This window comes from Leuconostoc lactis, from assembly GCF_007954625.1.
Taxonomy (GTDB): domain Bacteria; phylum Bacillota; class Bacilli; order Lactobacillales; family Lactobacillaceae; genus Leuconostoc; species Leuconostoc lactis_A.
Genome location: NZ_CP042420.1, coordinates 1593461 through 1617787, shown reverse-complemented (window position 1 = coordinate 1617787; position 24327 = coordinate 1593461). Strand labels below are relative to the sequence as shown.

The 24327-nt window shown below is 44.4% G+C and carries 25 protein-coding genes and 1 tRNA gene; 23 read left to right on the top strand and 3 right to left on the bottom strand.

The annotated features are described in order from the left end of the window. Positions 1–93: 93 nt before the first annotated feature. The 19 genes from parC (at position 94) to FGL80_RS08020 (ending at position 18674) form a co-directional block, all read left to right on the top strand. Positions 94–2532 carry a DNA topoisomerase IV subunit A gene (gene parC / locus FGL80_RS08110; RefSeq protein WP_055307675.1) on the top strand — a complete coding sequence of 813 codons (2439 nt, stop codon included), beginning with the start codon at positions 94–96 and terminating at the stop codon, positions 2530–2532. Between the two features lie 48 nt (positions 2533–2580). Then, entirely contained in the window at positions 2581–3486 is a 906-nt protein-coding gene (locus tag FGL80_RS08105) for a manganese-dependent inorganic pyrophosphatase (protein ID WP_010000473.1), read from the top strand. 162 nt (positions 3487–3648) lie between these two features. Further along, positions 3649–3798: a 50S ribosomal protein L33 gene (gene rpmG, locus FGL80_RS08100; protein ID WP_010000472.1), complete on the top strand. Its 150-nt coding sequence runs from the start codon at positions 3649–3651 to the stop codon at positions 3796–3798. 1 nt (position 3799) lies between these two features. Then, positions 3800–4069 carry a 30S ribosomal protein S14 gene (gene rpsN, locus FGL80_RS08095; protein ID WP_010000469.1) on the top strand — a complete coding sequence of 90 codons (270 nt, stop codon included), beginning with the start codon at positions 3800–3802 and terminating at the stop codon, positions 4067–4069. A 346-nt stretch (positions 4070–4415) separates the two neighbouring features. Beyond that, positions 4416–4892 (top strand): ribosome maturation factor RimP, encoded by a 477-nt coding sequence (locus FGL80_RS08090; protein WP_055307676.1) that lies wholly within the window; start codon positions 4416–4418, stop codon positions 4890–4892. Between the two features lie 107 nt (positions 4893–4999). Further along, on the top strand, positions 5000–6097 hold the full coding sequence (gene nusA / locus FGL80_RS08085; protein ID WP_010000466.1) for a transcription termination factor NusA: 1098 nt from the start codon (positions 5000–5002) through the stop codon (positions 6095–6097). Between the two features lie 57 nt (positions 6098–6154). Further along, complete coding sequence (gene rnpM / locus FGL80_RS08080) at positions 6155–6451, top strand: RNase P modulator RnpM (RefSeq protein WP_010000465.1); 297 nt, start codon at positions 6155–6157, stop codon at positions 6449–6451. Then, the gene (locus FGL80_RS08075; RefSeq protein ID WP_010000464.1) at positions 6441–6761 is read left to right on the top strand and encodes a L7Ae/L30e/S12e/Gadd45 family ribosomal protein; all 321 of its coding nucleotides are present in this window, start codon (positions 6441–6443) and stop codon (positions 6759–6761) included. Before rnpM ends, FGL80_RS08075 begins: the two co-directional genes overlap by 11 nt. Beyond that, entirely contained in the window at positions 6762–9248 is a 2487-nt protein-coding gene (gene infB / locus FGL80_RS08070) for a translation initiation factor IF-2 (protein WP_055307677.1), read from the top strand. It begins immediately after the preceding gene. A 50-nt stretch (positions 9249–9298) separates the two neighbouring features. Continuing rightward, the gene (rbfA, locus tag FGL80_RS08065) at positions 9299–9652 is read left to right on the top strand and encodes a 30S ribosome-binding factor RbfA (RefSeq protein ID WP_010000461.1); all 354 of its coding nucleotides are present in this window, start codon (positions 9299–9301) and stop codon (positions 9650–9652) included. 96 nt (positions 9653–9748) lie between these two features. Continuing rightward, complete coding sequence (locus FGL80_RS08060) at positions 9749–10927, top strand: aminotransferase class I/II-fold pyridoxal phosphate-dependent enzyme (protein ID WP_055307678.1); 1179 nt, start codon at positions 9749–9751, stop codon at positions 10925–10927. 14 nt (positions 10928–10941) lie between these two features. After that, positions 10942–11457 (top strand): PTS sugar transporter subunit IIA, encoded by a 516-nt coding sequence (locus FGL80_RS08055; RefSeq protein ID WP_055307679.1) that lies wholly within the window; start codon positions 10942–10944, stop codon positions 11455–11457. Beyond that, the gene (truB, locus tag FGL80_RS08050) at positions 11444–12352 is read left to right on the top strand and encodes a tRNA pseudouridine(55) synthase TruB (protein ID WP_010000457.1); all 909 of its coding nucleotides are present in this window, start codon (positions 11444–11446) and stop codon (positions 12350–12352) included. The genes FGL80_RS08055 and truB overlap by 14 nt, the downstream gene beginning before the upstream one ends. Before the next feature lie 2 nt (positions 12353–12354). Continuing rightward, positions 12355–13305 (top strand): riboflavin biosynthesis protein RibF, encoded by a 951-nt coding sequence (ribF, locus tag FGL80_RS08045; protein WP_055307680.1) that lies wholly within the window; start codon positions 12355–12357, stop codon positions 13303–13305. A 122-nt stretch (positions 13306–13427) separates the two neighbouring features. Further along, positions 13428–14456, top strand: a complete 1029-nt coding sequence (gene hrcA, locus FGL80_RS08040) for a heat-inducible transcriptional repressor HrcA (RefSeq protein ID WP_147001962.1) — start codon at positions 13428–13430, stop codon at positions 14454–14456. Between the two features lie 41 nt (positions 14457–14497). Beyond that, complete coding sequence (gene grpE / locus FGL80_RS08035) at positions 14498–15070, top strand: nucleotide exchange factor GrpE (RefSeq protein WP_147001990.1); 573 nt, start codon at positions 14498–14500, stop codon at positions 15068–15070. 89 nt (positions 15071–15159) lie between these two features. Next, positions 15160–17001 (top strand): molecular chaperone DnaK, encoded by a 1842-nt coding sequence (gene dnaK / locus FGL80_RS08030; RefSeq protein ID WP_055307682.1) that lies wholly within the window; start codon positions 15160–15162, stop codon positions 16999–17001. Between the two features lie 101 nt (positions 17002–17102). After that, positions 17103–18014 carry a DnaJ C-terminal domain-containing protein gene (locus tag FGL80_RS08025; protein ID WP_010005145.1) on the top strand — a complete coding sequence of 304 codons (912 nt, stop codon included), beginning with the start codon at positions 17103–17105 and terminating at the stop codon, positions 18012–18014. 99 nt (positions 18015–18113) lie between these two features. Beyond that, entirely contained in the window at positions 18114–18674 is a 561-nt protein-coding gene (locus FGL80_RS08020; protein ID WP_172792708.1) for a GNAT family N-acetyltransferase, read from the top strand. A gap of 37 nt (positions 18675–18711) precedes the next feature. On the opposite strand, the gene def is transcribed toward FGL80_RS08020, so the two are convergent. Both def and FGL80_RS08010 read right to left on the bottom strand, forming a co-directional pair. Continuing rightward, complete coding sequence (gene def, locus FGL80_RS08015; protein ID WP_010000447.1) at positions 18712–19290, bottom strand: peptide deformylase; 579 nt, start codon at positions 19288–19290, stop codon at positions 18712–18714. Between the two features lie 87 nt (positions 19291–19377). After that, positions 19378–20331 (bottom strand): class A sortase, encoded by a 954-nt coding sequence (locus tag FGL80_RS08010; RefSeq protein ID WP_055307683.1) that lies wholly within the window; start codon positions 20329–20331, stop codon positions 19378–19380. 272 nt (positions 20332–20603) lie between these two features. Between FGL80_RS08010 and FGL80_RS08005 the strand changes: the two genes are divergently transcribed. The 4 genes from FGL80_RS08005 to FGL80_RS07990 all read left to right on the top strand — a co-directional run bounded on the left by FGL80_RS08005 (position 20604) and on the right by FGL80_RS07990 (position 23688). Further along, positions 20604–20876, top strand: coding sequence for a UPF0223 family protein (locus tag FGL80_RS08005; protein ID WP_055307684.1), 273 nt, complete (start codon positions 20604–20606; stop codon positions 20874–20876). After that, positions 20873–21658, top strand: a complete 786-nt coding sequence (locus FGL80_RS08000; protein WP_055307685.1) for an inositol monophosphatase family protein — start codon at positions 20873–20875, stop codon at positions 21656–21658. The genes FGL80_RS08005 and FGL80_RS08000 overlap by 4 nt, the downstream gene beginning before the upstream one ends. A gap of 65 nt (positions 21659–21723) precedes the next feature. Next, on the top strand, positions 21724–23562 hold the full coding sequence (gene typA / locus FGL80_RS07995) for a translational GTPase TypA (RefSeq protein WP_010000443.1): 1839 nt from the start codon (positions 21724–21726) through the stop codon (positions 23560–23562). Positions 23563–23599: 37 nt separating this feature from the next. Beyond that, positions 23600–23688 (top strand) — tRNA-Ser (locus tag FGL80_RS07990). Positions 23689–24029: 341 nt separating this feature from the next. Here the strand turns inward: FGL80_RS07990 and FGL80_RS07985 are convergent. Continuing rightward, positions 24030–24236, bottom strand: a complete 207-nt coding sequence (locus tag FGL80_RS07985) for a MerR family transcriptional regulator (protein ID WP_055307686.1) — start codon at positions 24234–24236, stop codon at positions 24030–24032. Between the last annotated feature and the right edge of the window lie 91 nt (positions 24237–24327).

Genomic DNA, 24327 nt, shown 5'->3' with positions numbered 1-24327 from the left:
CGTTTGTGCGCGGCCTTTACATCTGACTTTGCATGCATTCTATTTGAAAGGAAATGTGTCTAACCGTGTGACGTCTGTTAGACACTCGTATATATGGCAGATCGTATAACTGAACTCTCACTGGAAGCAGTGATGGGGGAGCGCTTTGGGCGCTACTCAAAATATATTATTCAAGAACGTGCGTTACCGGATATTCGGGATGGGCTTAAGCCTGTGCAACGACGGATTCTTTTTGCGATGGACCAAGATGGTAATACGTATGACCATCCTTATCGTAAATCAGCTAAATCTGTTGGAAACGTCATGGGTAACTTCCATCCGCATGGTGATTCATCGATCTATGAAGCGATGGTGCGACTATCACAGGACTGGAAAGTACGCGAACCGTTAATTGACATGAACGGGAACAACGGGTCGGTCGATAATGATCCAGCGGCGGCAATGCGTTATACCGAAGCGCGCTTGTCAAAGATTGCTGGCGAAATGATGGCTGATTTAGGACAAGAAACGGTTGATATGGTGTTGAACTTTGATGATACGACCTATGAACCGACCGTTTTGCCATCACGAATCCCAAGTTTGTTTATTAATGGGGCAACGGGGATTTCTGCGGGTTACGCGACCGAAATTCCACCGCATAACTTAAAAGAAATCAATGCCGCATTAATTTACTTGTTGGACCATCCTGAAGCACCGTTATCAGCGTTGATGCGCTATATCAAAGGGCCTGATTTCCCAACTGGTGGGATTATTCAAGGCCTTGATGGGATTAAAAAAGCGTATAAGACAGGGCGTGGTAAGATTGTCGTCCGTGCAAAAACGGAAATTTCTGACCTTAAAGGTGGGAAGAAAAAGATTGAAATTACCGAATTACCTTATGAAGTTGTCAAGTCAAACTTGGTGTCAAAAATTGATGCCATTCGTTTGAATAAGGAAGTTGCGGGCATTGCGGAAGTCCGTGATGAATCGGACCGTGAGGGGATGTCAATTGTCATTGAACTCAATAAGGGAACGAATGCCGAAGGTATTCTGACTTATTTGTTCAAGAAGACAGATCTTCAAATTTCTTACAACTTCAACATGGTGGCCATTCACAACCAACGGCCAGTCACGGTTAATTTAAAGCAAGGCCTACAAGCATTTTTGGATTTTCGAAAAGAAGTCGTGTTGAAGCGTTCAGCCTTCGAATTAGCGAAGGCACAAGCTCGGCAACACATTGTTGAAGGCTTAATTCGAATGTTGTCAATTTTGGATGAGGTCGTGGCCACTATTCGCGCTTCTCAGAACCGTAAGGATGCCACGCAAAACTTGATTGACCAGTTCCAATTTACACAACCACAAGCAGAAGCGATTGTGACTTTGCAGCTTTATCGTTTGACTAATACAGACGTTACGCAATTAGAAGCCGAATTTGCGACATTAACAGCTAAGATTAATCATTTGAATTTGATTCTAACGGAAGAATCAGCCTTAAAAGATGTGATTCGTGATGAATTGACAGCCATTACGAAAACGTATACCACCCCACGTCGCTCACAAATTGAAGCTGAAGTGGAAGATTTGGTCATTGATACGGCTGTGACGATTGCCGAAGAAGATGTCCAAGTGTTGGTTTCTCGTAATGGGTATTATAAGCGGGCATCATTGCGTTCTTATAAGGCATCAGATGCTGATAACGGGTTGGCTGACGATGATTTGCCAGTCTTTGTTGGTCAGTTAAATACCACCCAGCATTTGTTTATGTTTACGAATAAGGGGAGTGTCATTTACCGTCCAGTACATGAATTACCAGATTTCAAGTGGAAAGACACTGGGGAACATTTCTCACAGCAGTTAGCTAACTGGCGACCAGACGAATATGTAATCCAAGTAGTGGCGGTTGATAATTTGGCACAAGGTGGGGCGTTCACCATCGTGACAAATGACGGTTTCATCAAGCAAACGGCCTTAGCTGATATGGTACCTAAAGCTTATAAGAAGAAGACCTCAATGGCCATTAAGCTCAAGACTGATGATAGCCAGGTTGTCAATGTGGCTTATACGCCAACTGTCACGGATCAAGATGTACTCTTGCTGTCACACAATGGTGTTGGGTTGCGCTTTGGCCTAAGTGATGTGCCAGAAATTGGTGCCCGTACGGCGGGTGTCAAGGCGATGGATCTTCGCGGGGATGATACCATTCAGGCTGCCTTAATGGTAACGTCACCAGACCAACAGGTTGCCATTGTGGCAGAAAACGGCGCCTTCAAATACATGCCAGTCGCTGAAATTAATCATTCAAAGCGTGCCAATAAAGGCTTGTTGATCTTTACGCAAAAGAAGACGGTGCCTTATCATGTGGCTGCTGCGACATTGTTTGATCAAGATGTGACTGCATTGGAGATTTTGACAAGTCGTTGGCAAGTACAAGATTTGCAGTTGAGTGATTATAGTCCTTCACAACGTGTTGGTAACGGCCAATATGTTGTGGACGTGAAGAAAAACGGCACGCCTTGGCTGGTTCGGCCTTTGGCGATTGCTGGGACAAAATAATTTTTTTCTGCTAAAATAAACGTATATTGAACGAGGAGACATTCACGCATGGCTAAAACTTTAGTTTTCGGACATAAAAATCCAGATACAGATACAATCGCTTCAGCAATTGCTGCCAGTTACTTCTTAAACCAAATTGGTGAAGAAACAGAAGCAGTTGCGCAAGGCACACCTAATGCGGAAACGCAATTTGCTTTGGACTACTTCAAGGTTGCTGCACCACGCGTAGTGACGTCAGCTGATACAGACACAGTCGTTTTGGTTGATCATAACGAAGCGGCGCAATCAGTGGATAACTTGGCAGATGTGACTGTGACTGGTATTTATGACCATCATAAGTTTGCCTTTACAAATGCAACACCACTTTATATCATTGCTAAGCCATGGGGCTCAGTCGCAACAATCTTGTACTACGAATTTAAGCAAGCGCAAATGGCTATTCCGGCAGACGTTGCTGGTTTGTTAGCTTCAGCGATTATTTCAGATACATTGTTGTTAAAGAGTCCAACAACGACGGACTTTGATGTCACAGCTTTGAAGGATTTGGCTGACATTGCTGGTCTTGAAGACTACGAAGCTTATGGTTTGGCCTTGTTGAAGGCGGGGACAGATTTGTCATCACGCACAGATAAGGAATTGATTGATGGCGACGCCAAGTCATTTGACATGGGTGGTCACCAATTCCGCATTGGTCAAGTTAACACAGTAGCCATTGAAGATGTGTTGTCACGTCAAGCTGGTATTGAAGCGGCGATGACTGAAGAAGGCTATGACAACTTCTTGTTTGTGATTACAGATATTTTGAATTCAAATTCAAAGGCGATTTTCTTGGGTGAAGCAACTGCCGCTGTAGAAGCTGCGTTTGATGGTCAATTGGTTGACAATGTGATCGACTTGCCAGGTGTTGTCTCACGTAAGAAGCAAGTTGTCCCACCACTTGAAGCACAATTTTAAGTCGTGATACCGTGAGTTGTTGGGTAGGGATTATTTAATTTTGACGAACAGGTTTTCGTCAAAATTGATAAAAACGCTTTACACTGATGGGCGGTTCATGTATAATAACTAATTGTATTGACAAGCAAATAATTTTAACAAACCACATTAAGGAGTAAGGATATGCGTATTCACGTGATTCTAGGAAATGATGAAACTGGTGAACGTATTTACTTGACGTCTAAAAACCGTCGTAATACACCAGATCGTCTTGAGTTGAAGAAGTACTCACCAAAACTTCGCAAAGTTGTAACATTTAAGGAGATTAAGTAATATGGCAAAGAAGTCAAAGATTGCTAAGGCACAAAAGCGTGAAGCTTTGGTTGCAAAGTATGCTGAAAAGCGTGCAGCATTGAAGGCGGCTGGCGATTACATCGGTTTGGCTGCATTGCCAAAGGATTCATCTCCAGTACGCGTACACAACCGCGATTTGATTGATGGTCGTCCACACGCTTACATGCGTGAATTCGGTATGTCACGTTTGAACTTCCGTCAATTGGCACACAAGGGTCAAATTCCTGGTGTGCGTAAGGCTTCTTGGTAAGATCAAGTTTTCGTTGAAATTGCGTAACTTACACCGGTAAGCATTACGTGGGCGCGTTAAAAGTCAATTATTATAGCATCAGCTAAATACAGTGACTGCCTCAATGAGCATAGCGAATGGGGTCATAAAGGTTCACACACAAGTAAAACCACAGCAATGTGGTTTTTTGTTTGGTCAAAAATAGCATGTTGTTTGCACTTTCTTAAAAATTGCGCTATACTAGAGAGTGTTAATTTACATAGATATTGTAAATGAGCGGGTCACAGTATATGGGGCCGGCTCATTTTTTATGAAATTGGCACTTGCTTGCAATACAGATACAAATTCATCAAAGGAGGGTAGGTAAATGGCAAATAAAGTCGAACAAGAAATCACGGCATTGATCACACCGATCTTAGTTGAACAAAACGATTTATTGTGGGATTTAACCTATACAAAAGAAGGTGGCCAAAAGGTTTTGCGGATCATGGTTGATAAACCTGATCATGCCTTTATCACCATGGCGGATATTACGGACTTTACCCAAGCTGTTAACGACCTTTTGGATACGGTTGAGCCAGATCCAATTCCAGAAGCATATTTATTGGATATTTCATCACCTGGTGCCGACCGGCCATTAAAGCAACCATGGCATTATAAGTGGGCTCAGGAAGCTGACGAAACAATCCTAGTTGCGCTCTTTGCGGCCAAAGAAGGTCAAAAGAAGTGGCAAGGGAAAGTGAAATCCGTGACGGATGATGGCATTGTTTTGTCAACAGCGCAGGGTGACTTATCACTTCAATTTGATGAAATTGCTAAAGCAGTGCTGGATATCCAGTTTTAACGCAACAGGTTAGTCCTGTTGTTAAATGGTTTTGATTATTGTATCAATACAAAACTGGCAATCGTTGCCGGAAGAAAGCACACTATTAATTAAATGAGGATAGGCGAATGAGTAAAGAATTAGTCGACGCGCTCGATGCCCTTGAAGCTGAACGCGGGATTGAACGCGCGGTTGTGATTGAAGCCTTGGAAGACGCCTTAAGAGCGGCTTACAAGAAGCAATACAATGCAGAACAGAACGTTGAAGCCGTTTTTGATACTAAAAAAGGGAATGTTGCCATTAAGCAAGTCAAAGTCGTTGTCTTAGACGAAGATTTTGAAAACGAAGACACGGAAATTCCTTTGGAAGATGCTTTGGCAATTAATCGTGCTTATGAACCAGGCGATGAAATTCGTTTTGATGTCACACCAAAAGACTTTGGTCGGATGGCCGCACAAGCAGCAAAACAAGTGATTGTGCAAAAAATGCGTGAAGCTAGCCGCGAAGCGATTTATAATAAGTTTGCGGACTATCAAGATGAAATCATCACGGGTGAAGTTGATCGTCAAGACACACGTTTCTTGTACTTGACTTTGCCAGGTAATCAAGAAGCAGCCATGGCACCAGCTGATCAAATGCCAAACGAACATTACCGAATGGGTGATCGTATCAAGGTTTTGGTCAACAAGGTTGAAAATAATGCCAAGGGACCACAAATCTTTGTGTCACGGACAGCGCCTGACTTGGTTAAGCGTTTGTTTGAACAAGAAGTACCAGAAGTGTATGACGGTACGGTTGAAATCATGAGCATTTCACGTGAAGCGGGCGATCGCTCAAAGATTGCGGTTTATACGCATGATGCTGACCTTGACCCAGTTGGGGCCATGGTTGGTCAACGTGGTGCCCGTGTACAAGCCGTTGTTAACGAACTTGGCGGCGAAAACATGGACATTGTGGAATGGGTGGAAGACGAAGCGCAATACATTGCTAACGCCTTGAACCCATCAGAAGTCACAGATGTGATTTTTGATCCAGAAAACGACCGTGCCGTAACGGTCATTGTACCAGACAACCAATTGTCATTAGCAATTGGTAAGAAGGGCCAAAATGCCCGTTTGGCAGCCCGCTTGACTGGCTTTAAGATTGATATCAAATCTGAATCTGAAGCCGCTAACAGTCTTGTTGCGGAAGCACCAGTTGTTGTCGAAGACGAAACAAACGAGTAATCTGATAGAAAGGAAACGTGTTTCTGCTCAAACGAGCACAAAGACACGCTAGATATTATGAAACCTAGAAAAATACCTATGCGAAAAGACATCGTTACCGGTGAAATGTTTCCTAAAAAAGAACTTGTTCGTGTTGTGCGCGACAAAGAAGGACATGTGAGCTTAGACCCCACATCAAAAGCCAATGGTCGCGGTGCTTATATTGGTTTAGATCGTGAGATTGCAGCCATTGCAAAGAAGAAGCGCATTTTTGATAGAGCATTTGAGGTGAAGATTCCCGATGAGTTTTATGACGAACTTATCGCTTATGTTGACCATCAACAAGCGCGACGGGAGTTGTTTGGTGATAAGTAAAGACGACCAAATTTTAAATCTCCTTGGCTTAGCCATGCGTGCCGGTAAGTTAGTGTTGGGTTCTGATCCCACGTTAACCGCCATTCGTGGTAATAAAGTACAACTGGCCTTTTTTCCAAGTGATGGTGGCCAAAGTCAAGCAAAAAAATTCGCTGATAAAGCAGCGTTTTATCATGTCACACTGATTCAAGACTATACCAAAGCGCAATTAACCGATGCTATCGGCGTAAATCGCAGTGTATTTGCGATTGCGGATCGCGGTTTTAGTCGCAAAATTAAACAATTAATTTCAGAAAAGGAGCGGAACTAAATGGCAGAAGAAAAGAAATTCTCAGGCTCAAACCGTCCTGCACGAAAACAGGCAGTCCCAGAACGTAAGGAATTGCCCGCATCACAACGTCGCCATGCGGCAAAATTGACAGAAGGATCAGCATCACAAGCAGGTGCTGGTTCACGGTCAAGTCGTCCTGCACGGCCAAATAATGGTCAAGGACAAACACGCAACGCCGCACGCCCAAATGGTGCAGCAGCTAGTCGTCCTAACAATGGTGGTAACCGTAATAGTCGTCCTGGCTCACGCTTACAACCAACTGGTGGTCGCCCAGAAATTCGCGAAAAGAAGAACTGGTCAACTAAGCCACGTGAAGGCCAAGTGGATTACTCAAAGCAAACAGATAACAGCTTGAAGCAATACGTGAGTGAAAACGAAAAGCGTAAGCAAGCTGCCGCTGCGGCCAAGGCGCCTAAGAAGCCAGCCGCACCAGCAAAGGCTGCTGCAAAGCCAACTGATGCTAAGAAGCCGGCTGCTAAGGCAGCAACAACACCAGCCGCACCAGCTGCGGGCGCAGGTAAGTTTGGTGGTGCTTTGGCATCAGGCAACAATTCAGCACGTAACAACTCACGTAAGCGTAACATTACGGGTACTGGGCAACAAACACCACGTCGTAACGATAAGCCACGTGGCTCAAAGAAGTCACGTCGTATTGCCGCCAAGAAGGGGCCAGTAACACCAGTTACTGAACGTAAGGAACAGCCACTACCACAAGTATTGGAATACCGTATTGGCATGAACGTGCAAGACTTGTCAAAGTTGTTGCATCGTGATGCGGCCGAAATCATCAAGAAGTTGTTCCTTTTGGGTATTGTGACGAACCAAAACCAATCATTGGATTCAGACACGATCGAAATTTTGGCAGCCGATTATGGTATTGATGCCAAAGTTAAAGAAGAAGAAGACGTTGCTGATATCGATAAGTTCTTTGATGAAGACAACATCGATGAAGATAAGTTGGTACCACGTCCGCCAGTTGTCACAATCATGGGACACGTCGATCATGGTAAGACAACTTTGTTGGATTACTTGCGTAACTCAAACGTGACGGAAGGCGAAGCCGGCGGTATCACACAACATATTGGTGCTTACCAGACACAACTTAATGGTAAGACAATTACCTTCTTGGATACACCTGGTCACGCGGCCTTTACGGAAATGCGTGCCCGTGGTGCTAACGTAACTGATTTGACAATTTTGGTTGTGGCTGCCGATGACGGCGTGATGCCACAAACAATTGAAGCGATCAACCACGCCAAGGCGGCTGAAACACCAATCATCGTTGCCGTTAACAAGATTGATAAGCCAGGTGCTAACCCTGATGATGTCATGAACCAATTGATGGCCTATGATTTGATCCCTGAAGAATATGGTGGTGACACAATCTTTGTTAAGATTTCAGCAAAGTTTGGTCAAAACGTTGATGAATTGTTGGAAATGATCTTGTTGCAAGCTGAAGTGCTTGAATTAAAGGCTGATCCTGATATGCCAGCCCGTGGTTCAGTTGTTGAAGCACGTTTGGACAAGGGTCGTGGTCCAGTGGCTACAGTCTTGGTACAACAAGGTACAATGCGTGTTGGTGACCCAATTGTTGTGGGTAACACTTACGGTCGTGTCCGGACAATGACCAACGAACGTGGCGTTGAACTTGAAGAAGCTTTGCCAGCCACACCAGTACAAATTACTGGGTTGAATGATGTGCCACAAGCTGGTGATCGTTTCATCGTCATGGCGGATGAAAAGACAGCGCGTGCCGCAGGTGAAGAACGTGCCAAGCGTGCGCAAGAAGCAGTCCGTAACTCGGGTTCTGTCGTGACTTTGGATACATTGTTTAGTACAATGTCTGAAAAGGCGATGAAGACAGTGCCGGTTATCGTGAAGGCGGATGTGCAAGGTTCTGTTGAAGCACTTTCTGGTTCATTGAAGAAGATTGAAGTCGATGGCGTACGTGTGGATATCATCCATACGGCTGCTGGTGCGATTAATGAATCTGATGTCACTTTGGCATCAGCATCAGGTGCTATTATTATTGGCTTTAACGTTCGTGCAACACCATTGGCCAAGGCGCAAGCTGACTCTGATAAGGTTGACATTCGCTTCTACAACGTCATCTATAATGCAATTGATGATGTTGAAGCAGCCATGAAGGGTCAACTTGAACCTGTTTATGAAGAGAAGGTTATTGGAACTGTTCTCGTTAAAGAACTGTTCAAGTTCTCTAAGGTTGGTATTATTGCCGGTGCGATGGTTGAAGAAGGTAAGATTACCAAGGATTCAAAGGTTCGTATCATGCGTGATAGCGTTGTTGTTTATGATGGCGAAGTGGCCTCGTTGCAACGTGGTAAAGACGCTGTGAACGAAGTGAAGATGGGCTACGAGTTCGGATTTACAGTATCAAAGTTCAACGATATTCGCGTCGGTGATGTTGTTGAATCATATATCATGGAAGAAGTTAAGATAAAGTAAGCCAACTAGCACTTTATCGCTTGTATTAAAAGAAAAAGGGGGCACAAGTTATGGCTAATCCACAACGTGCAGGTCGCCTCGCACAAGAAATCCAACGTGACGTGACGGATCTTTTGCTTAAGCGGATCAATGATCCACGCGTAAAAGACGTGACGGTAACGAGTGTTGAATTGTCTGGTGATTTGCAAATTGCAACAATTTATTATTCAATCTTGTCTGATTTGGCAAGTGATGGGCAAAAAGCGCAAGCTGGCTTGGAAGCAGCAAGTGGCTTGATCCGTAAGGAATTAGGGGCACGCTTGACGGTTTACAAGACACCTGAATTACGCTTTGTTCGTGATCAATCTGTTCAATATGGTAATCATATTGAAGATTTGATTCGCAAGCTACATGCTGAAAATTAATAAATGATAACATCTCAACGCTACTCTAAAAGGGGTAGCGTTTTTTGTGTTAGAATAGACTTATATTAATTTGACTAAAAAATGAGGACTTCGAAAATGACAAGCTTGCCACAATCTTTAAACCCAATCATTGCCGATATGGCACCTGATCGGTTATTGGGCTTTCAAGAGAAAGTGCGTGATATTCCAGGTGTGTTAAAGCTGACGTTTGGTGAGCCTGGTTTTGCTGTTGATGATCGCATCAAACAGGCAGCGGTTGCGGCAATTGAGGGTGACCGTTCACATTACGCCGAGAGCCAAGGTGAACGGGCATTGCGCTTGGCAGCGGTCGATTATTTTAATCAAGCCTATCATTTAAATTATGCTGGTGAAGAAAATGTGATTGTCACACTGGGTGTCAGTGAGGCAATCAACGTGGTTTTTCATACCTTGTTGGCAGATGGCGACGGGTTACTAATGCCTGAACCAGCTTACGGGCCATACTTTACATCATTGGAATTGGCGCGTGGGACACGTATTACCATTGACACCACGGCTAATCGCTTTAAACTAACGCCAGAAATGGTTGAAGCGGCTATTGCAAAGGCAACGGTGCCAGTACGGGCTATTTTGATGAATTACCCGACAAATCCAACAGGCGTAACTTATTCACGGGATGAGATTATGGCATTGGCAGCCACGTTCAAAAAGCATGGGATTTGGGTGATTTCTGATGAAATTTATGCGGTGCTGACTTACGATCAAGAACACGTGTCATTTGCGGAAATTATTCCCGATCAAACCATCTATATTAATGGTTTATCAAAGTCACATGCGATGACAGGTTATCGTGTCGGCTTTATCTTGGGCGCAGCAGAAGTGATTGCGCAAATGCAAAAAGTCCACGGGGCATTGACGTTTGCGATCCCCACGTTTATTCAAGATGCCGCATTAGTTGCTTTGCGCGATGTGACTACAGCGCCACAAGAAATGCGTGATGTATACAAAAAGCGACGTGATCGTATTTTGCCACAGTTAATCGCGTTGGGCTTTGATGTGGTGTCACCAGAAGGCGCGTTTTATTTGTTTGCCAAGTTACCAGCTGATTTAGGCGATGATGGCGATGAATTTGCATTACGATTAGCACAAGAAGGTAAAGTTGCCGTGATTCCAGGGTCTGGTTTTAGTGCGGCGGCCAAAGCTTATATCCGGATCTCTTATGCAGCATCCGATGAAGATTTGGATGAGGGTATGCGACGGCTGACAGCTTATATTAATCAACGTCGCGGAAAGTAAGTGAGAGGTAGTCTATGAACTGGTGGCAAAATTTATTCATATCATCTAGCAAGCACACAACAGTGGCATCAACCGGACAGTTAAATGCGACTCAGATTTCGCGTAAATCTGAATTACCTGTCATTGTGGCACCAGTCACAGGACAGTTACAGAGAATTACGCTCGACAATGATCAGTTAAGTAGTCGTCATGGCTTTATGATGATTCCAAACGGACGTGATATCATGTCACCAGTGGCAGGGATTGTCACAGATGCGGTACCACAGGCAATCACAATTCGCAGTGAACGCTATGGGACTGTCACGGTGCAAGTGATGTGTGAAAAGGATCAGGATGTCAGATTGGCATCTTATCGTACTGGACAACAATTACACGCAGGCGATTTGATTGGTTCAGTTCGTCAGCATGATCAGTCTGTTCGCGTGTATGTCTTATTTGAAGCGCAGGCGACGCCATTTGTCAGCTATGGTGCAGTTTATGCTGGACAAAATATCTGGCGGCCGCAAGAGGAAATCGATGCAAAAGAATAATCCAGTTGACGGCATCTTGGTCGTCAATAAACCAAAAGGGGTCACGTCATTTGATGTCGTGGCCAAGGTACGGCGAGCAGTAGGTCAAAAAAAGGTCGGCCATGCCGGGACTTTAGATCCTAATGTTGATGGTGTCTTAGTCGTCGCTTTGGGAAAAGCAACAAAATTAATCGATGAATTACAAGCACGACCAAAACGTTATATCGGTGAAATCACGTTAGGTTTTGCAACGGAAACCGAAGATCTTGACGGGGCCGTGGTAGCCGAACAACCGATTACAACGCCTTATACCGACACGGCAATTGATCAGGCCATCCAGCAATTGAACGGGCCGATTCAACAAGTGCCACCGATGTTTTCGGCTGTTAAAGTCGCCGGTAAGCGCTTATATGAATACGCGCGTGCCGGTGAAACTGTAACGCGACCAGTTCGTGATGCGATGATTTATGATTTTCATCGCACATCTGCGGTGCGTTATCAGCAACAACAACAAAAATTTAACTTTGAAGCAACTGTGTCAAAAGGCACGTATATTCGAACACTGGCCGTTGACACTGGCAAACAATTAGAAGTCCCAGCAACCATGACCAGCTTAACGCGAACGATGGGAAGCGGAATGCCTTTGTCGGCGGCAACGCCATTAGAAACAATCACATCGTTACCACGAGAAGATGTCTTAAAGCTAGTCGTCCCCATTCAAACGGTGTTGACATGGCCGGTGAAAGCTTTGACGGATGACGAGTGGTTTGCGGTCAAAAATGGGCAAAAAATCACCACCTGGCCAGCGGCCGACACTTATTTGCAGTTAACTTATCAAGGGGAATTAAAGGCAGTCTATGCATATCAAGCTGCCGAACACCACTGGCAATCACGCTATGTGTTTACAAACGAATAAATATGATAGAAACTGTTCAGTTACATTATCCAATGCAAAACTTTCAATCATCGCAACCCCAAGTGGTGACGATGGGCTTTTTTGATGGGGTCCATTTGGGACATCAAGCAGTGATACAAGCAGCCAAAGCCGAAGCTGATCGATTAGGGGTGCCACTAGCAGTCCTGACCTATGACCCGCATCCGGTTGTGGTGTTTAAGACACTGACGCATCCCTTGCATTATTTAACGCCGCTTGACCAAAAGGTGGCGTTATTTGAAGCACTGGGTGTTGATCGCGTGTATGTGATGCGCTTTACCTCGCAATTGGCACAACTTGCGCCCCAACAGTTCGTTGATGAAGTCCTATTGCCTTTACAGCCAACGACTGTGGTTGCAGGGTTTGATCATCTCTATGGTGGTGATCGACAGACGGCCAATATGCAGGTATTAGATCAATACGCTGCTAATCGCTTTGACGTGATTACGGTACCGCCTTTTGAAGAGGCAAACCAAAAAGTGGGCTCTTCGGCGATTCGACGCGCATTAGACGCTGGTGATATGCAAACGGTTAATCATCAGTTAGGTCGTGTTTATCAAACGACTGGCACGGTAGTCCATGGTGAAGCGCGAGGACGTGAATTAGGTTTCCCTACAGCCAATATTCAAACGCCGGAATTAGAATGGCTGCCTGGTATTGGCGTTTATGTGGTTGGGATTGAAATTGCTGGCCAGTGGTATCAAGGAATGGCAAGTATCGGCCGAAACGTCACATTTGGTGATGCCCGACCAATCACTGTTGAAATCAATATTTTAGATTTCAAGCAACAAATCTATGGTGAAGCGGTGACGGTTGCTTGGTACCATTACTTACGCGGCGAAGTCAAATTCACGTCGGTACCTGACTTAATCACGCAGTTACAACACGATGAACAAGCGACACGACAGTATTTTAAAGCACTTAACAAAGGTTAAGTGCTTTTTATTTGGCACTCGAATAAAAAGAGTGCTAAAATGCTTGCATTTTTTTCGAAAAGGGTGTATTATAATAGATGTTAGCAGTTGGTATCTATGAGTGCTAAAACGGAGGTGATGGCATGCTAACGGAAAGACAAAAATTAATTTTAAGCGCCATCATTTACGAGTACACACACACTGCGCGAGCAGTCGGGTCGAAAAGTTTGCAGGAACAGCTTGATATTAAAGTAAGTTCCGCAACAATTCGTAATGAAATGGCTGCATTAGAGTCAGCTGATCTGATTAAAAAACTGCATACTTCAGCGGGACGGATACCGTCAAGTGCTGGCTATCGTTATTATCTCGATCATCTCATGGCGACACGCCCCGCAACACAGCAAGATGTGGCGATGGTGATGCATTCATTTCGTGGGATTTTTCATGAAATTGATGACTTGCTTGATGAAGCTGCGCGGACACTATCAGAATTAACCGGCGCAACCGCTTTGATTTTGAAGCCAAAAGGGTTAAACATCAAAGTGTCGGGGTTCCGTTTGGTGCCGTTGGAGAATCATCAATTAATTGCCGTGCTGGTAACCAGTGACGGTAAGGTGACAAGTCAGACATTCAAATTACCACGCGAGTTAGCGATATCATCGTTAGATAGTATGGTCAAGTATATCAATGATCAGATGATTGGCCATCCGATTCTGGAAGTGTTGCAACTCATGCAATCAGATGAGTTGCCAACGCAAATGAATCGGGTGATTAAGACATCAGCTGCCTTCTTGCAATTGTTTGGCGACGTCTTAGCGCGATCGATTGGCGATAATGTGCATATTGGTGGTCGACTGAACGTGTTGGATTTTGGTGAAAATGTTGATGAAACACAGAAAGTAAAGCATTTGCTAGAATTTCTGTCATCAGCACCTGATATCCGACGTGTGGCGACGGCTGTCCCACATCAGGTGACAGTTAAGATTGGGCAAGAAATCGATGAACCCTTATTACAATCCTTTAGTTTGATTACGAGTGCCTTTCAGGTACCAAATCAGGGAGATGGGGTGATTGCATTGCTTGGACCAATTCGGATGCCTTATGCGCGCAACGTTTTGTTGATGGATGCCTTTGGTGAAGCGCTAAGCCAAAAGATGCTCGAATATACATAAATTAGGAGGTCACTTACGTGGCAGATGAAGCGAAAGAAGCAATGAAGAACGACGAAGAAATCGTTGTAGAAGACGTCGCAGTTGATGATGAAGCTGTAACGGAACAAATCGAAGCAGAAACTGATGTTTTGCAAGAAGATGAGGCACCAGTAGAAAACTCAGAAGCGAGTCAGATTGCAGACCTTGAAGCTAAGGTTGCAGAATTAGAAGACAAGCTGTTGCGTTCACAAGCGGAAATTCAAAATATTCAACAACGTCATGCCCGCGAAGTACAAAATGTGCGCAAATATGATGGTCAGAAATTGGCCGGCGCAGTTTTGCCAGCGGTTGACAATCTTGAACGCGCATTGCAAGTAAAAGCAGATGATGCAGTAACAAAGCAAATTAAAACAGGTGTTGAAATGACACTGAAGACATTGGTGCAAGCCTTAGCTGATAATGGTATTTCAGCAACAGGTGAAGTCGGAGAAGCATTTGACCCAACGAAGCACCAAGCCATTCAAAGTGTTGAGTCAGAGGATGTTGCGTCTGATGAAATTGCCGCTGTTTTGCAAAAAGGCTATATGATTCAAGATCGCGTCCTTCGACCAGCAATGGTTGCCGTGGCGAAATAACGACGATTGTCATGGTGATTCAGCGTGTGCACCACACCTTAAAAAGTTAAAAAATAAAAAGATTAAAAAAGTAAAGGAAGAATTAATTCATGTCAAAGATTATCGGTATTGATTTAGGAACAACAAACTCAGCAGTTGCCGTCCTTGAAGGTGGCGAACCAAAGATCATCACAAACCCAGACGGTGGTCGTACAACACCATCTGTTGTGTCATTTAAGAATGGCGAAACACAAGTTGGTGACGTGGCTAAGCGTCAAGCCATCACAAACCCTGATACAATTATCTCAATTAAGTCACACATGGGTGAAGCTGGCTACAAGGTTAACGTTGACGGTAAGGACTACACACCACAAGAAATCTCAGCCATGATTTTGCAATACATCAAGGGTTATGCTGAAGATTACTTGGGTGAAAAGGTTGAAAAGGCTGTTATCACAGTACCTGCTTACTTCAACGATGCACAACGTCAAGCAACTAAGGATGCTGGTAAGATTGCCGGTCTTGAAGTTGAACGTATCATTAACGAACCAACAGCCGCAGCGTTGGCATATGGTTTGGACAAGTTGGATAAGGATGAAAAGATCCTTGTCTACGACTTGGGTGGTGGTACATTCGATGTGTCTATCCTTGAATTAGGTGATGGTGTCTTTGAAGTTTTGTCAACAAACGGTGACACACACCTTGGTGGTGATGACTTCGATAACAAGATCATCGATTACTTAGCTGAACAATTCAAGGCTGAAAATGGCATTGATTTGAAGGAAGACAAGTTAGCTTTGCAACGTTTGAAGGATGCCGCAGAATCAGCTAAGAAGACATTGTCTTCAGCAACTGAAGCACAAATCGACTTGCCATTTATTGCTTCAGGTGACCAAGGCCCATTGCACTTGCAAACATCATTGACACGTGCAAAGTTCAACGAATTGACAGCCGACTTGATTAAGAAGGCTGAACAACCAGTTTTGAACGCCTTGAAGGATGCCGGTTTGTCATTCTCAGACATCGATGAAGTGATCTTGAACGGTGGTTCGACACGTATTCCTGCCGTACAAGAATCTGTTAAGAAGTTGACTGGTAAGGAACCTAACCACTCAATCAACCCTGATGAAGCGGTTGCTCTTGGTGCAGCTGTTCAAGGTGGTGTGATTACTGGTGACGTGAAGGACGTTGTCTTGTTGGACGTGACACCTTTGTCATTGGGTATCGAAACAATGGGTGGTGTCTTCACAAAGTTGATCGATCGTAACACGACAATCCCAACATCAAAGTCACAAGTCTTCTCAACAGCTGCCGACAACCAACCAGCTGTTGACATCCATGTCTTGCAAGGTGAACGCTCAATGGCGGCTGACAACAAGACTTTGGGTCGTTTCCAATTGTCAGACATTCCTGCTGCAAAGCGTGGTGTGCCACAAATCGAAGTGACATTTGACATTGACCGTAACGGTATCGTTTCTGTATCTGCCAAGGATTTGGGTACGCAAAAGGAACAAAAGATTACGATCCAAGCCGCTGGTGGTTTGACTGATGAAGAAATCGAACAAATGATGAATGATGCAAAGGCTAACGAAGAAGCCGATGCAAAGAAGAAGGCAGCCGTTGATACACGCAACGAAGCTGACCAATTGATCTTCTCAACAGAAGCGACACTTGAAGAAGTGGGTGACAAGTTGGAAGAAGATGCTAAGAAGGCAACAAAGGATGCCCTTGAAGCATTGAAGCAAGCTAAGGAAAAGGTCGGCGATGATGTTGAAGCTGACTTGACTGAATTGAAGGAAAAGTCAGAAGCATTGGCTAAGGCTGCACAAGAATTAGCAATGAAGCTTTACCAACAAGCTGCGCCACAAGAAGGTGCTGAAGGTGAAGCAAAGCCAAAGGATGATAACACAGTTGATGGTGACTTCGAAGAAGTTGACCCATCAAAGAAGTAATCCTTTGACGACAAATCAATTCGTGACAATCACTTAATCATAAACGAACCGCATCCAGTTGGATGCGGTTCGTGTACATAATATGGAAAAGGAGCGGGCTGTTGAATAATACAGAATACTATGACCGTCTTGGCGTTGATAAGAATGCTAGCCAAGATGATATTAAAAAAGCATACCGAAAGTTATCAAAAAAGTATCATCCTGACTTAAACCAAGAACCAGGTGCCGAAGAAAAGTACAAAGAGGTTCAAGAAGCCTTTGAAACGTTAGGCGATCCCCAAAAGCGTGCCCAATACGACCAATTTGGTCCAGCTGGCGCCAATGGTGGCTTTGGTGGCCAAGGCTTTGGTGGTTACCAACAAGGTGGTTTCGGCGACTTCTCTGATTTGGGTGATATTTTCAGTCAAATGTTTGGCGGCGGCTTTGATCCGAACCGACCACGCAAGGGACAAGATTTGCAATACCGGATGCGCTTAAGCTTCGAAGAAGCCATTACTGGTAAGGAAGAAATCATCAAGTTTAATCGTGGTGATGGCCCTCATGAAATTAAGGTGACGGTTCCAGCTGGTGTCGAAACTGGGCAACAAATGCGTCTGGCTGGCCAAGGTGAAGAAGGCGTTAACGGTGGCCCACGTGGTGATTTGTTCGTGGTCTTCCAAGTTGCGCCTTCAAAGGACGGATTTGAACGTGATGGTGCTGATGTCTTCCTTGAACAAAAGATTAGTTTCACGAGTGCTGCCTTAGGGGATGAAATCCAAGTTAAGACAGTGCAAGGTGACGTGAAGTTGAAGATTCCTGCTGGTACGCAAACAGGTAAGCAATTCCGTTTGCGCGGTAAGGGTGCGCCGCGTCTACGTGGTACAGGCAATGGTGACCAATATGTCACAATCTTTGTTGAAGTGCCAACGTCAATGACTAAGGATCAAAAGAAGGCCTTGGAAGCCTTCCAAGAAGCCATGACTGGTAAAAAGAAGAAAAGTTTCTTTGATAAGTTAGAAGAATTAACAGAATGAAGACGATAAAACGCACGGGTGAACACGTGCGTTTTTTATTGATGATAAAAAAATGAGGTTTTATGTTAAAATAGATGACAAAATTAACGAGGTGAGCATATGATGTCATTAAAAGCACAATTGGCACAGTTTACAACTATTCATACCGACCGTTTGCTGTTGCGGCCGGTTCAGCTGGCGGATGCCCCAGCTATGTTTGATTATTTACAAGATGCCGACACGATGCGCTATATTTCGATACCACCCGTGAAAACACTCAAGGAAGTCATTGAAAACAGCATTCAAAGTTATTTCATGCTGGATCCGATTGGGAAATGGGCAATTGTCTATAACAAAAAAATGGTGGGGACCATTGATTTACGTTTAAACGAAGCGCATCAACAAGCAGAAATTGGTTATGTCTTGAATAAAAACTATTGGGGACAAGGCATCATGCCGGAAGCAGCGGCCGCTCTTTTAGCGATTGGGTTTGACCAGTTACACTTGGTTCGTATCTTTTCTGAGCATGACACCCGTAATCCGAAATCGGGGCGCGTGATGGCAAAAATTGGCATGCACAAAGAAGGCGTTGCCTTAAAAGCACAAATTATCAAAGGCGAGGCCGTTGACATGGTGAGATATGGCATCACAGATGAACAGTACCGAACCCAACAACATTAAAAAAAAGCCAGTCCCGATGCGGACTGGCTTTTTTTGGTTAATCAACATATTTTGTGTCGTCATTGACTTCCCAAGGGGCTGTCATATTAATATGGTCGTAGTATAAGTGACCATGTAAGTGATCGATTTCATGTTGGAAAACGATAGCGGGATAATCACGCAACTTAAGCGTCTTGGTTTCACCTTGTTCGTTTTGATAGCGGACCGTGATACGGTTAGCGCGGGGGACGAAACCAGGGACATCTTCATCAACAGATAAGCAGCCTTCACCAACATCTAGGGCAGCCCGCTTAACAGATTCTGAAATAATGACGGGATTGAAGATCGTGCCTTTGAAATAAGGTTCCGCATCGCGTTCATGGGGATCCTGTGATGGGATCAGCACGGCCGCCATTTGGAGTGATTCGCCAACTTGTGGGGCGGCTAAACCAACCCCTGGACGCAAACCGTATTTTTCGTTTTGCTCCTCATCTTGTGAGATCACCAAGTAGGTCATCATATCTTCCGCTAGTTGCGCGTGTTCTTCACTGAGTGGGAAAGGTACTTTCTCAGCGACTTGTCTGAGAACCGGCTCCCCATCACGTGTGATTTTATCCATTGTAAATCGAATTGTCATGTCTTTTCACCTCCATAATAGTATATCAAACTGGCCAACAGGTTAAAACTCCTAAACGCGTTAGGCAGCGCAGTTTTATACCTATTTTTATTTTTTCGTGCCACCAGCGTCGCCGTTAACGCCTTCTTCGGTACCTGGATTCCACCAATCAACGTGGGCGTTGGTACGTTGGGTACGTAAATTAAACAAATCAACGAGCCGTTGCGGTGCTTGTTGCCAAGTGTAGTGGGTTTTCAATGTTGCGTGGGTGATAATGCGGTATTGTGTTGATGGAAAGAGACAACTAATAATCGTGAGTGTTGGCGCTTTGGTTGGATTAAGGACCGCAATGTCATTTTTATTCACGGTAGTTTGGCCTGTAATCTCATAAACAAAGAGGCCTGTTGCATTAGCTAAAATAACCGGCTCACCATTCAACCAGTTGGATCCCTTCAATTGGCCGTTTTGAACGTAGGGCCAATCGTGATTATTAGATTCTTGCAAAGCACTAAAGCCAGATTGGCCATCGTTGAAATTATGGCCAGCCAAGCCGTAGTTACCTTGACCCATAATAGGTTTTTGGGTACCGAGCGGATCGACTGCTGACCGATTGGCGTAATTGGCACCAGCATCTAAACCTTTATTTGAATAGGCATCGTTATAAATAGGGAGGAGAATAAAGCGGCTGGGGATGGCGACAAAACCTTGTTTTTCTAAGCCCTTTTGTGCTTGGCGCATGACCATTTTGGCAATCTGATCGCGCGAAGTCGCATCGTTTTTTGCTTGGCGCGCTTGTGCCTTTTGCCGCTGTTTTTGGAGCGTATTGAGCGTGTGGTCTTTGAATTGGCCAACATTATTTTGGTAGAGATAGTCTAGCCCCAAGGTGATGCTGGTGACCAAACTCGCCATCATGAGTGCTTGATAAAACCACCGCAAGTATTGTTTTTTAGGACGATGTCGCAAGTAAGCTAACCCAAAAACAAGCAACATCACAAGTCCAAATGTGAGACCCGCCAAGTATAGTGGATGCCAATTCAAAATATTTAAAAGACCTTGTATCATCTGTTGTGCCCTCATGATTAATTTGACTAGGTGTTAAAACTTGTCATCGTGTCGTTCAACACCTCCAAATCATTATACAAAGAAGCGCATTGATTTCATAGGTTTTCACACGACGATACTCGGTCGCGACGCCACTAATTGGTTAGCCGGTAAATCGATTGCAAGGGGATGTATGTTACAATAATTTTAGCTAAGGATCGCTAAAATAGTGGCTGAAGCGGTAAAATAGAGATAATTGATGAAAAATTTGAAAGATTGTAGAAAATAGAGTAATGAGTGAAAATTATACGTTACCAATCGATGGTAGTTGGACAGTTGAAGATATTGTGGCGGTATCTCATTTTATTGACAGCGTGTTAGCTGTTTATGAAACGGGTGTCGCTAAAGCCACGTTACTGGCACGTTATGACGCATTTCGTGAGGTGATGCCAGCGAAAAGTGAACAAAAGCGGTTCGATCGTGATTTTGAACGCCAAACAGGTCACAGCATTTATCAAACCATGAAACTGGCGCAAAACACGACCAAAGATCGGGTACGCGGATGACACTGAGCCAATTCGAAATTCAAGAAATTGACCAAACTGTCCTGTTATGGCTCGATGACGTGCGTCAACAAACCTTAGCGGCAATGACACAAGAATTAAACGTCGGCACCAAAAATAATCCACGTGATTTGGTGACCAATGTTGACCGAGCAAATGAAACGTTTTTAAATACTAAAATTCGCGCCTTTGATCCGGAAGCGCATATTGTCAGTGAAGAGGGCTTTGGCGATCAGCAACTGGATATGCAAGGGCATGTGTGGTTTGTGGATCCCATTGATGGCACGATGAACTTCATCAAAGAAAAATCGGACTTTGCGATTATGATTGGTCTCTATATCGATAATCAGCCCGTTTTGGGGTGGATTCTTGATGTGATGAATAATGTTGTTTATCACGGCGGACCGGAAATTGGGGTCTATGCTAATCAATTACGCGTTAGCGCCCCTAAAAATGAGCCTTTATCTGAAGGCCTAGTCCTATTAAGTGGTGCGCGCTTACTGTATGGCATGTTTGGTTATGATGACATTGCCAAAGCAGCCCTAGGCTTTCGGATTATCGGGGCTGCCGGGCCATCATTTATTCGCGTTATTTTAGGTCAGGCGGTCGGTTATTCCTCTAAAATGATGCCATGGGACTTTGCGGCTGGCCAAGTTTTGGCACAAACACTTGGATTGTCAGTTTCAGATATTGACGGTAAGCCCCTCGATATGTTATCATCTAACATAGTATTAGTGGCTACAAATCGTGCGCATCGTGATATTTTAGCGTTGCATCAAAGCTAGGGCACACCAGTCCCTAGCTTTTACTATGAGAAGAGTAGCATTTAAATTAAAGGAGCACTAGGAAATTGGCAAATCGCGAAGATATTCGTAACATCGCTATCATCGCCCACGTCGATCACGGAAAGACGACGTTGGTTAACGAACTTTTGAAGCAATCAGATACATTGGACTCACGCAAGGAATTGGGTGATCGTGCAATGGATACAAACGACATCGAAAAGGAACGTGGGATCACGATCTTGTCAAAGAACACAGCCGTTAAGGTTGGGGACAAGCAGATCAACATCTTGGATACACCAGGACACGCGGACTTCGGTGGTGAAGTTGAACGTATCATGGGTATGGTTGATGGCGTTTTGTTGGTTGTTGATGCCTTTGAAGGCACAATGCCACAAACACGTTTCGTGTTGAAGAAGGCCTTCGAACAAAACTTGACACCAATCGTTGTTGTCAACAAGGTTGATCGTCCAGGCGCACGTCCAGAAGAAGTTGTTGATGAAGTGTTGGATTTGTTCATTGAACTTGGTGCCGACGAAGAAGATTTGGACTTCCCAGTGATCTTTGCTTCAGCAATGAACGGGACATCATCATTGTCACCAGATGTCGCTGATCAAGAACACACAATGAAGCCAATCTTTGACAAGGTGTTTGAAACAATTCCAGCACCTGTTGATAACTCTGACGAACCTTTGCAATTCCAAGTTGCGATGTTGGATTATAACGACTTCGTTGGTCGTATTGGTATCGGCCGTGTTAAGCGCGGTACGATCAAGATGGGTGATAACGTTGAAGTGTTGAAGCTTGACGGTTCAAAACAATCATTCCGTGTCACAAAGCTTGCTGGTTTCATTGGTCTTGACCAAGTTGAAATCGAAGAAGCTAAGGCCGGTGATTTGATCGCGGTTTCAGGTATGGAAGACATCTCAGTTGGTGAAACTGTTGCTGATCCTGCTCACCCAGAAGCTTTGCCAATCTTGCGTATTGATGAACCAACTTTGCAAATGACTTTCCGTCAAAACGACAGCCCATTTGCTGGTCGTGAAGGTAAGTTCGTGACAGCACGTCAAATCGAAGACCGTTTGCGTCGCGAATTGCACACTGACGTTTCTTTGCGTGTTGAAGATACTGACCAAGCTGGTGCATGGTTAGTTTCAGGACGTGGTGAATTGCATTTGGCAATCTTGATCGAAACAATGCGTCGTGAAGGCTTCGAATTGCAAGCTTCACGTCCACAAGTTATCTATCGTGACATTGATGGCGTGCAATCAGAACCATACGAATCAGTTCAAATTGACACACCTGATGAATATGCCTCAGCAGTTATCGATGCATTGAACCAACGTAAGGGTGAAATGATCAACATGGAATCTGTTGGTAACGGTCAAACACGTTTGACTTATATGGCACCTTCACGTGGTTTGATTGGTTACTCAACTGAATTCATGTCAGCAACACGTGGTTACGGTATCTTCAACCACACATATGCTGAATACCGTCCAGTAGTTCGTAACTGGGAACCAGGCCGTCGTAACGGTGCCTTGGTTTCAATCACACAAGGCACAACTTCTAACTATGCCATCATGGGTGTTGAAGACCGTGGCCAAATGTTCGTTGGTGCCGGTGTTGACGTTTATGAAGGTATGATCGTTGGTATGAACTCACGTGACAACGATATTTCTGTCAACGTGACAAAGTTGAAGCCACAATCAAACGTCCGTTCATCAAACAAGGACCAAACAGCCTCAATCAAGACACCACGTGTCATGAACTTGGAAGCTAGCTTGGAATTCTTGAACGATGATGAATACGTTGAAGTAACACCTGAAAACGTTCGTATCCGTAAGGCAATCTTGAATACGGCTGAACGTGAAAAGGCTGCTAAGCGTCGTAAGGCGTCAAAGTAATTTAATTGATTAAGAACCACTTGTGGTTCTTGTTCATGGAGATATGGCACAATCTGGTACTGCAACGGACTCGAAATCCGTCGAGCCGCGTTTCGCGGTGTGCGGGTTCAAATCCCGCTATCTCCTTAAGGGTATGCCATATACCGTCAGAATATAAAAAAACGTTGATATATCAACGTTTTTTTTATTTTCCATTACGTTAAATAACGGAAGAAAACATCTCACGCGGAGCCAAATTGGAGCCGCGTTCAAATTTTCTTAACCTAATCGCTCAACCTTTTATGGTGCTAGGAATTAGCCCCAAATACTCTTAACTTTGTCTGCTTCTTGAAGTGATACTTGGGAATAATGTCAATACTTTGGAGTGGTTTTTAGATAGCCCCGCGAGGGGCCGGAGCTACCCCGAAAGTTTAATCAAAAAGAATAAACGAGGTCCAGGCAATCATCGCCCGGACCTCGTTTGTTTTCTATAATTTATTTTCGGATTCAATCATGTAAGAATCATAGTTGTCAATTTTCCACTGTAAATAATCACGGGCATCAACAATTTCTTTTACCTTTTCGTTAAGCGTATTAATTGCTTCGCCTAGAATGTCTTTACGGGCTGGAATGGTAGTCGGGTCGTCTTCGAACACGGCGCTGATGTCAAGATTATGGACAGGCTTTTTTGGCACCGAGAGGTACCGCACTCCGAAAATTTTTCAAAACCCGGATTTCAGCTTAAAACGGCGTGATTTCTGGGTGTTTTTGTAGGTGGAACAGGGC

Excerpts from the sequence above, each read along its gene's own strand:
- dnaK (WP_055307682.1), top strand. The coding sequence starts at position 15,160 with ATGTCAAAGATTATCGGTATTGATTTAGGAACAACAAACTCAGCAGTT.
- rpmG (WP_010000472.1), top strand. The coding sequence starts at position 3,649 with ATGCGTATTCACGTGATTCTAGGAAATGATGAAACTGGTGAACGTATT.
- grpE (WP_147001990.1), top strand. The coding sequence starts at position 14,498 with ATGAAGAACGACGAAGAAATCGTTGTAGAAGACGTCGCAGTTGATGAT.
- ribF (WP_055307680.1), top strand. The coding sequence starts at position 12,355 with ATGATAGAAACTGTTCAGTTACATTATCCAATGCAAAACTTTCAATCA.
- truB (WP_010000457.1), top strand. The coding sequence starts at position 11,444 with ATGCAAAAGAATAATCCAGTTGACGGCATCTTGGTCGTCAATAAACCA.
- rnpM (WP_010000465.1), top strand. The coding sequence starts at position 6,155 with ATGAAACCTAGAAAAATACCTATGCGAAAAGACATCGTTACCGGTGAA.
- FGL80_RS08060 (WP_055307678.1), top strand. The coding sequence starts at position 9,749 with ATGACAAGCTTGCCACAATCTTTAAACCCAATCATTGCCGATATGGCA.
- infB (WP_055307677.1), top strand. The coding sequence starts at position 6,762 with ATGGCAGAAGAAAAGAAATTCTCAGGCTCAAACCGTCCTGCACGAAAA.
- rbfA (WP_010000461.1), top strand. The coding sequence starts at position 9,299 with ATGGCTAATCCACAACGTGCAGGTCGCCTCGCACAAGAAATCCAACGT.
- FGL80_RS08005 (WP_055307684.1), top strand. The coding sequence starts at position 20,604 with ATGAGTGAAAATTATACGTTACCAATCGATGGTAGTTGGACAGTTGAA.
- parC (WP_055307675.1), top strand. The coding sequence starts at position 94 with ATGGCAGATCGTATAACTGAACTCTCACTGGAAGCAGTGATGGGGGAG.
- hrcA (WP_147001962.1), top strand. The coding sequence starts at position 13,428 with ATGCTAACGGAAAGACAAAAATTAATTTTAAGCGCCATCATTTACGAG.
- FGL80_RS08055 (WP_055307679.1), top strand. The coding sequence starts at position 10,942 with ATGAACTGGTGGCAAAATTTATTCATATCATCTAGCAAGCACACAACA.
- FGL80_RS08010 (WP_055307683.1), bottom strand. The coding sequence starts at position 20,331 with ATGATACAAGGTCTTTTAAATATTTTGAATTGGCATCCACTATACTTG.
- FGL80_RS08000 (WP_055307685.1), top strand. The coding sequence starts at position 20,873 with ATGACACTGAGCCAATTCGAAATTCAAGAAATTGACCAAACTGTCCTG.
- def (WP_010000447.1), bottom strand. The coding sequence starts at position 19,290 with ATGACAATTCGATTTACAATGGATAAAATCACACGTGATGGGGAGCCG.
- FGL80_RS08105 (WP_010000473.1), top strand. The coding sequence starts at position 2,581 with ATGGCTAAAACTTTAGTTTTCGGACATAAAAATCCAGATACAGATACA.
- FGL80_RS08090 (WP_055307676.1), top strand. The coding sequence starts at position 4,416 with ATGGCAAATAAAGTCGAACAAGAAATCACGGCATTGATCACACCGATC.
- rpsN (WP_010000469.1), top strand. The coding sequence starts at position 3,800 with ATGGCAAAGAAGTCAAAGATTGCTAAGGCACAAAAGCGTGAAGCTTTG.
- nusA (WP_010000466.1), top strand. The coding sequence starts at position 5,000 with ATGAGTAAAGAATTAGTCGACGCGCTCGATGCCCTTGAAGCTGAACGC.
- FGL80_RS08020 (WP_172792708.1), top strand. The coding sequence starts at position 18,114 with ATGATGTCATTAAAAGCACAATTGGCACAGTTTACAACTATTCATACC.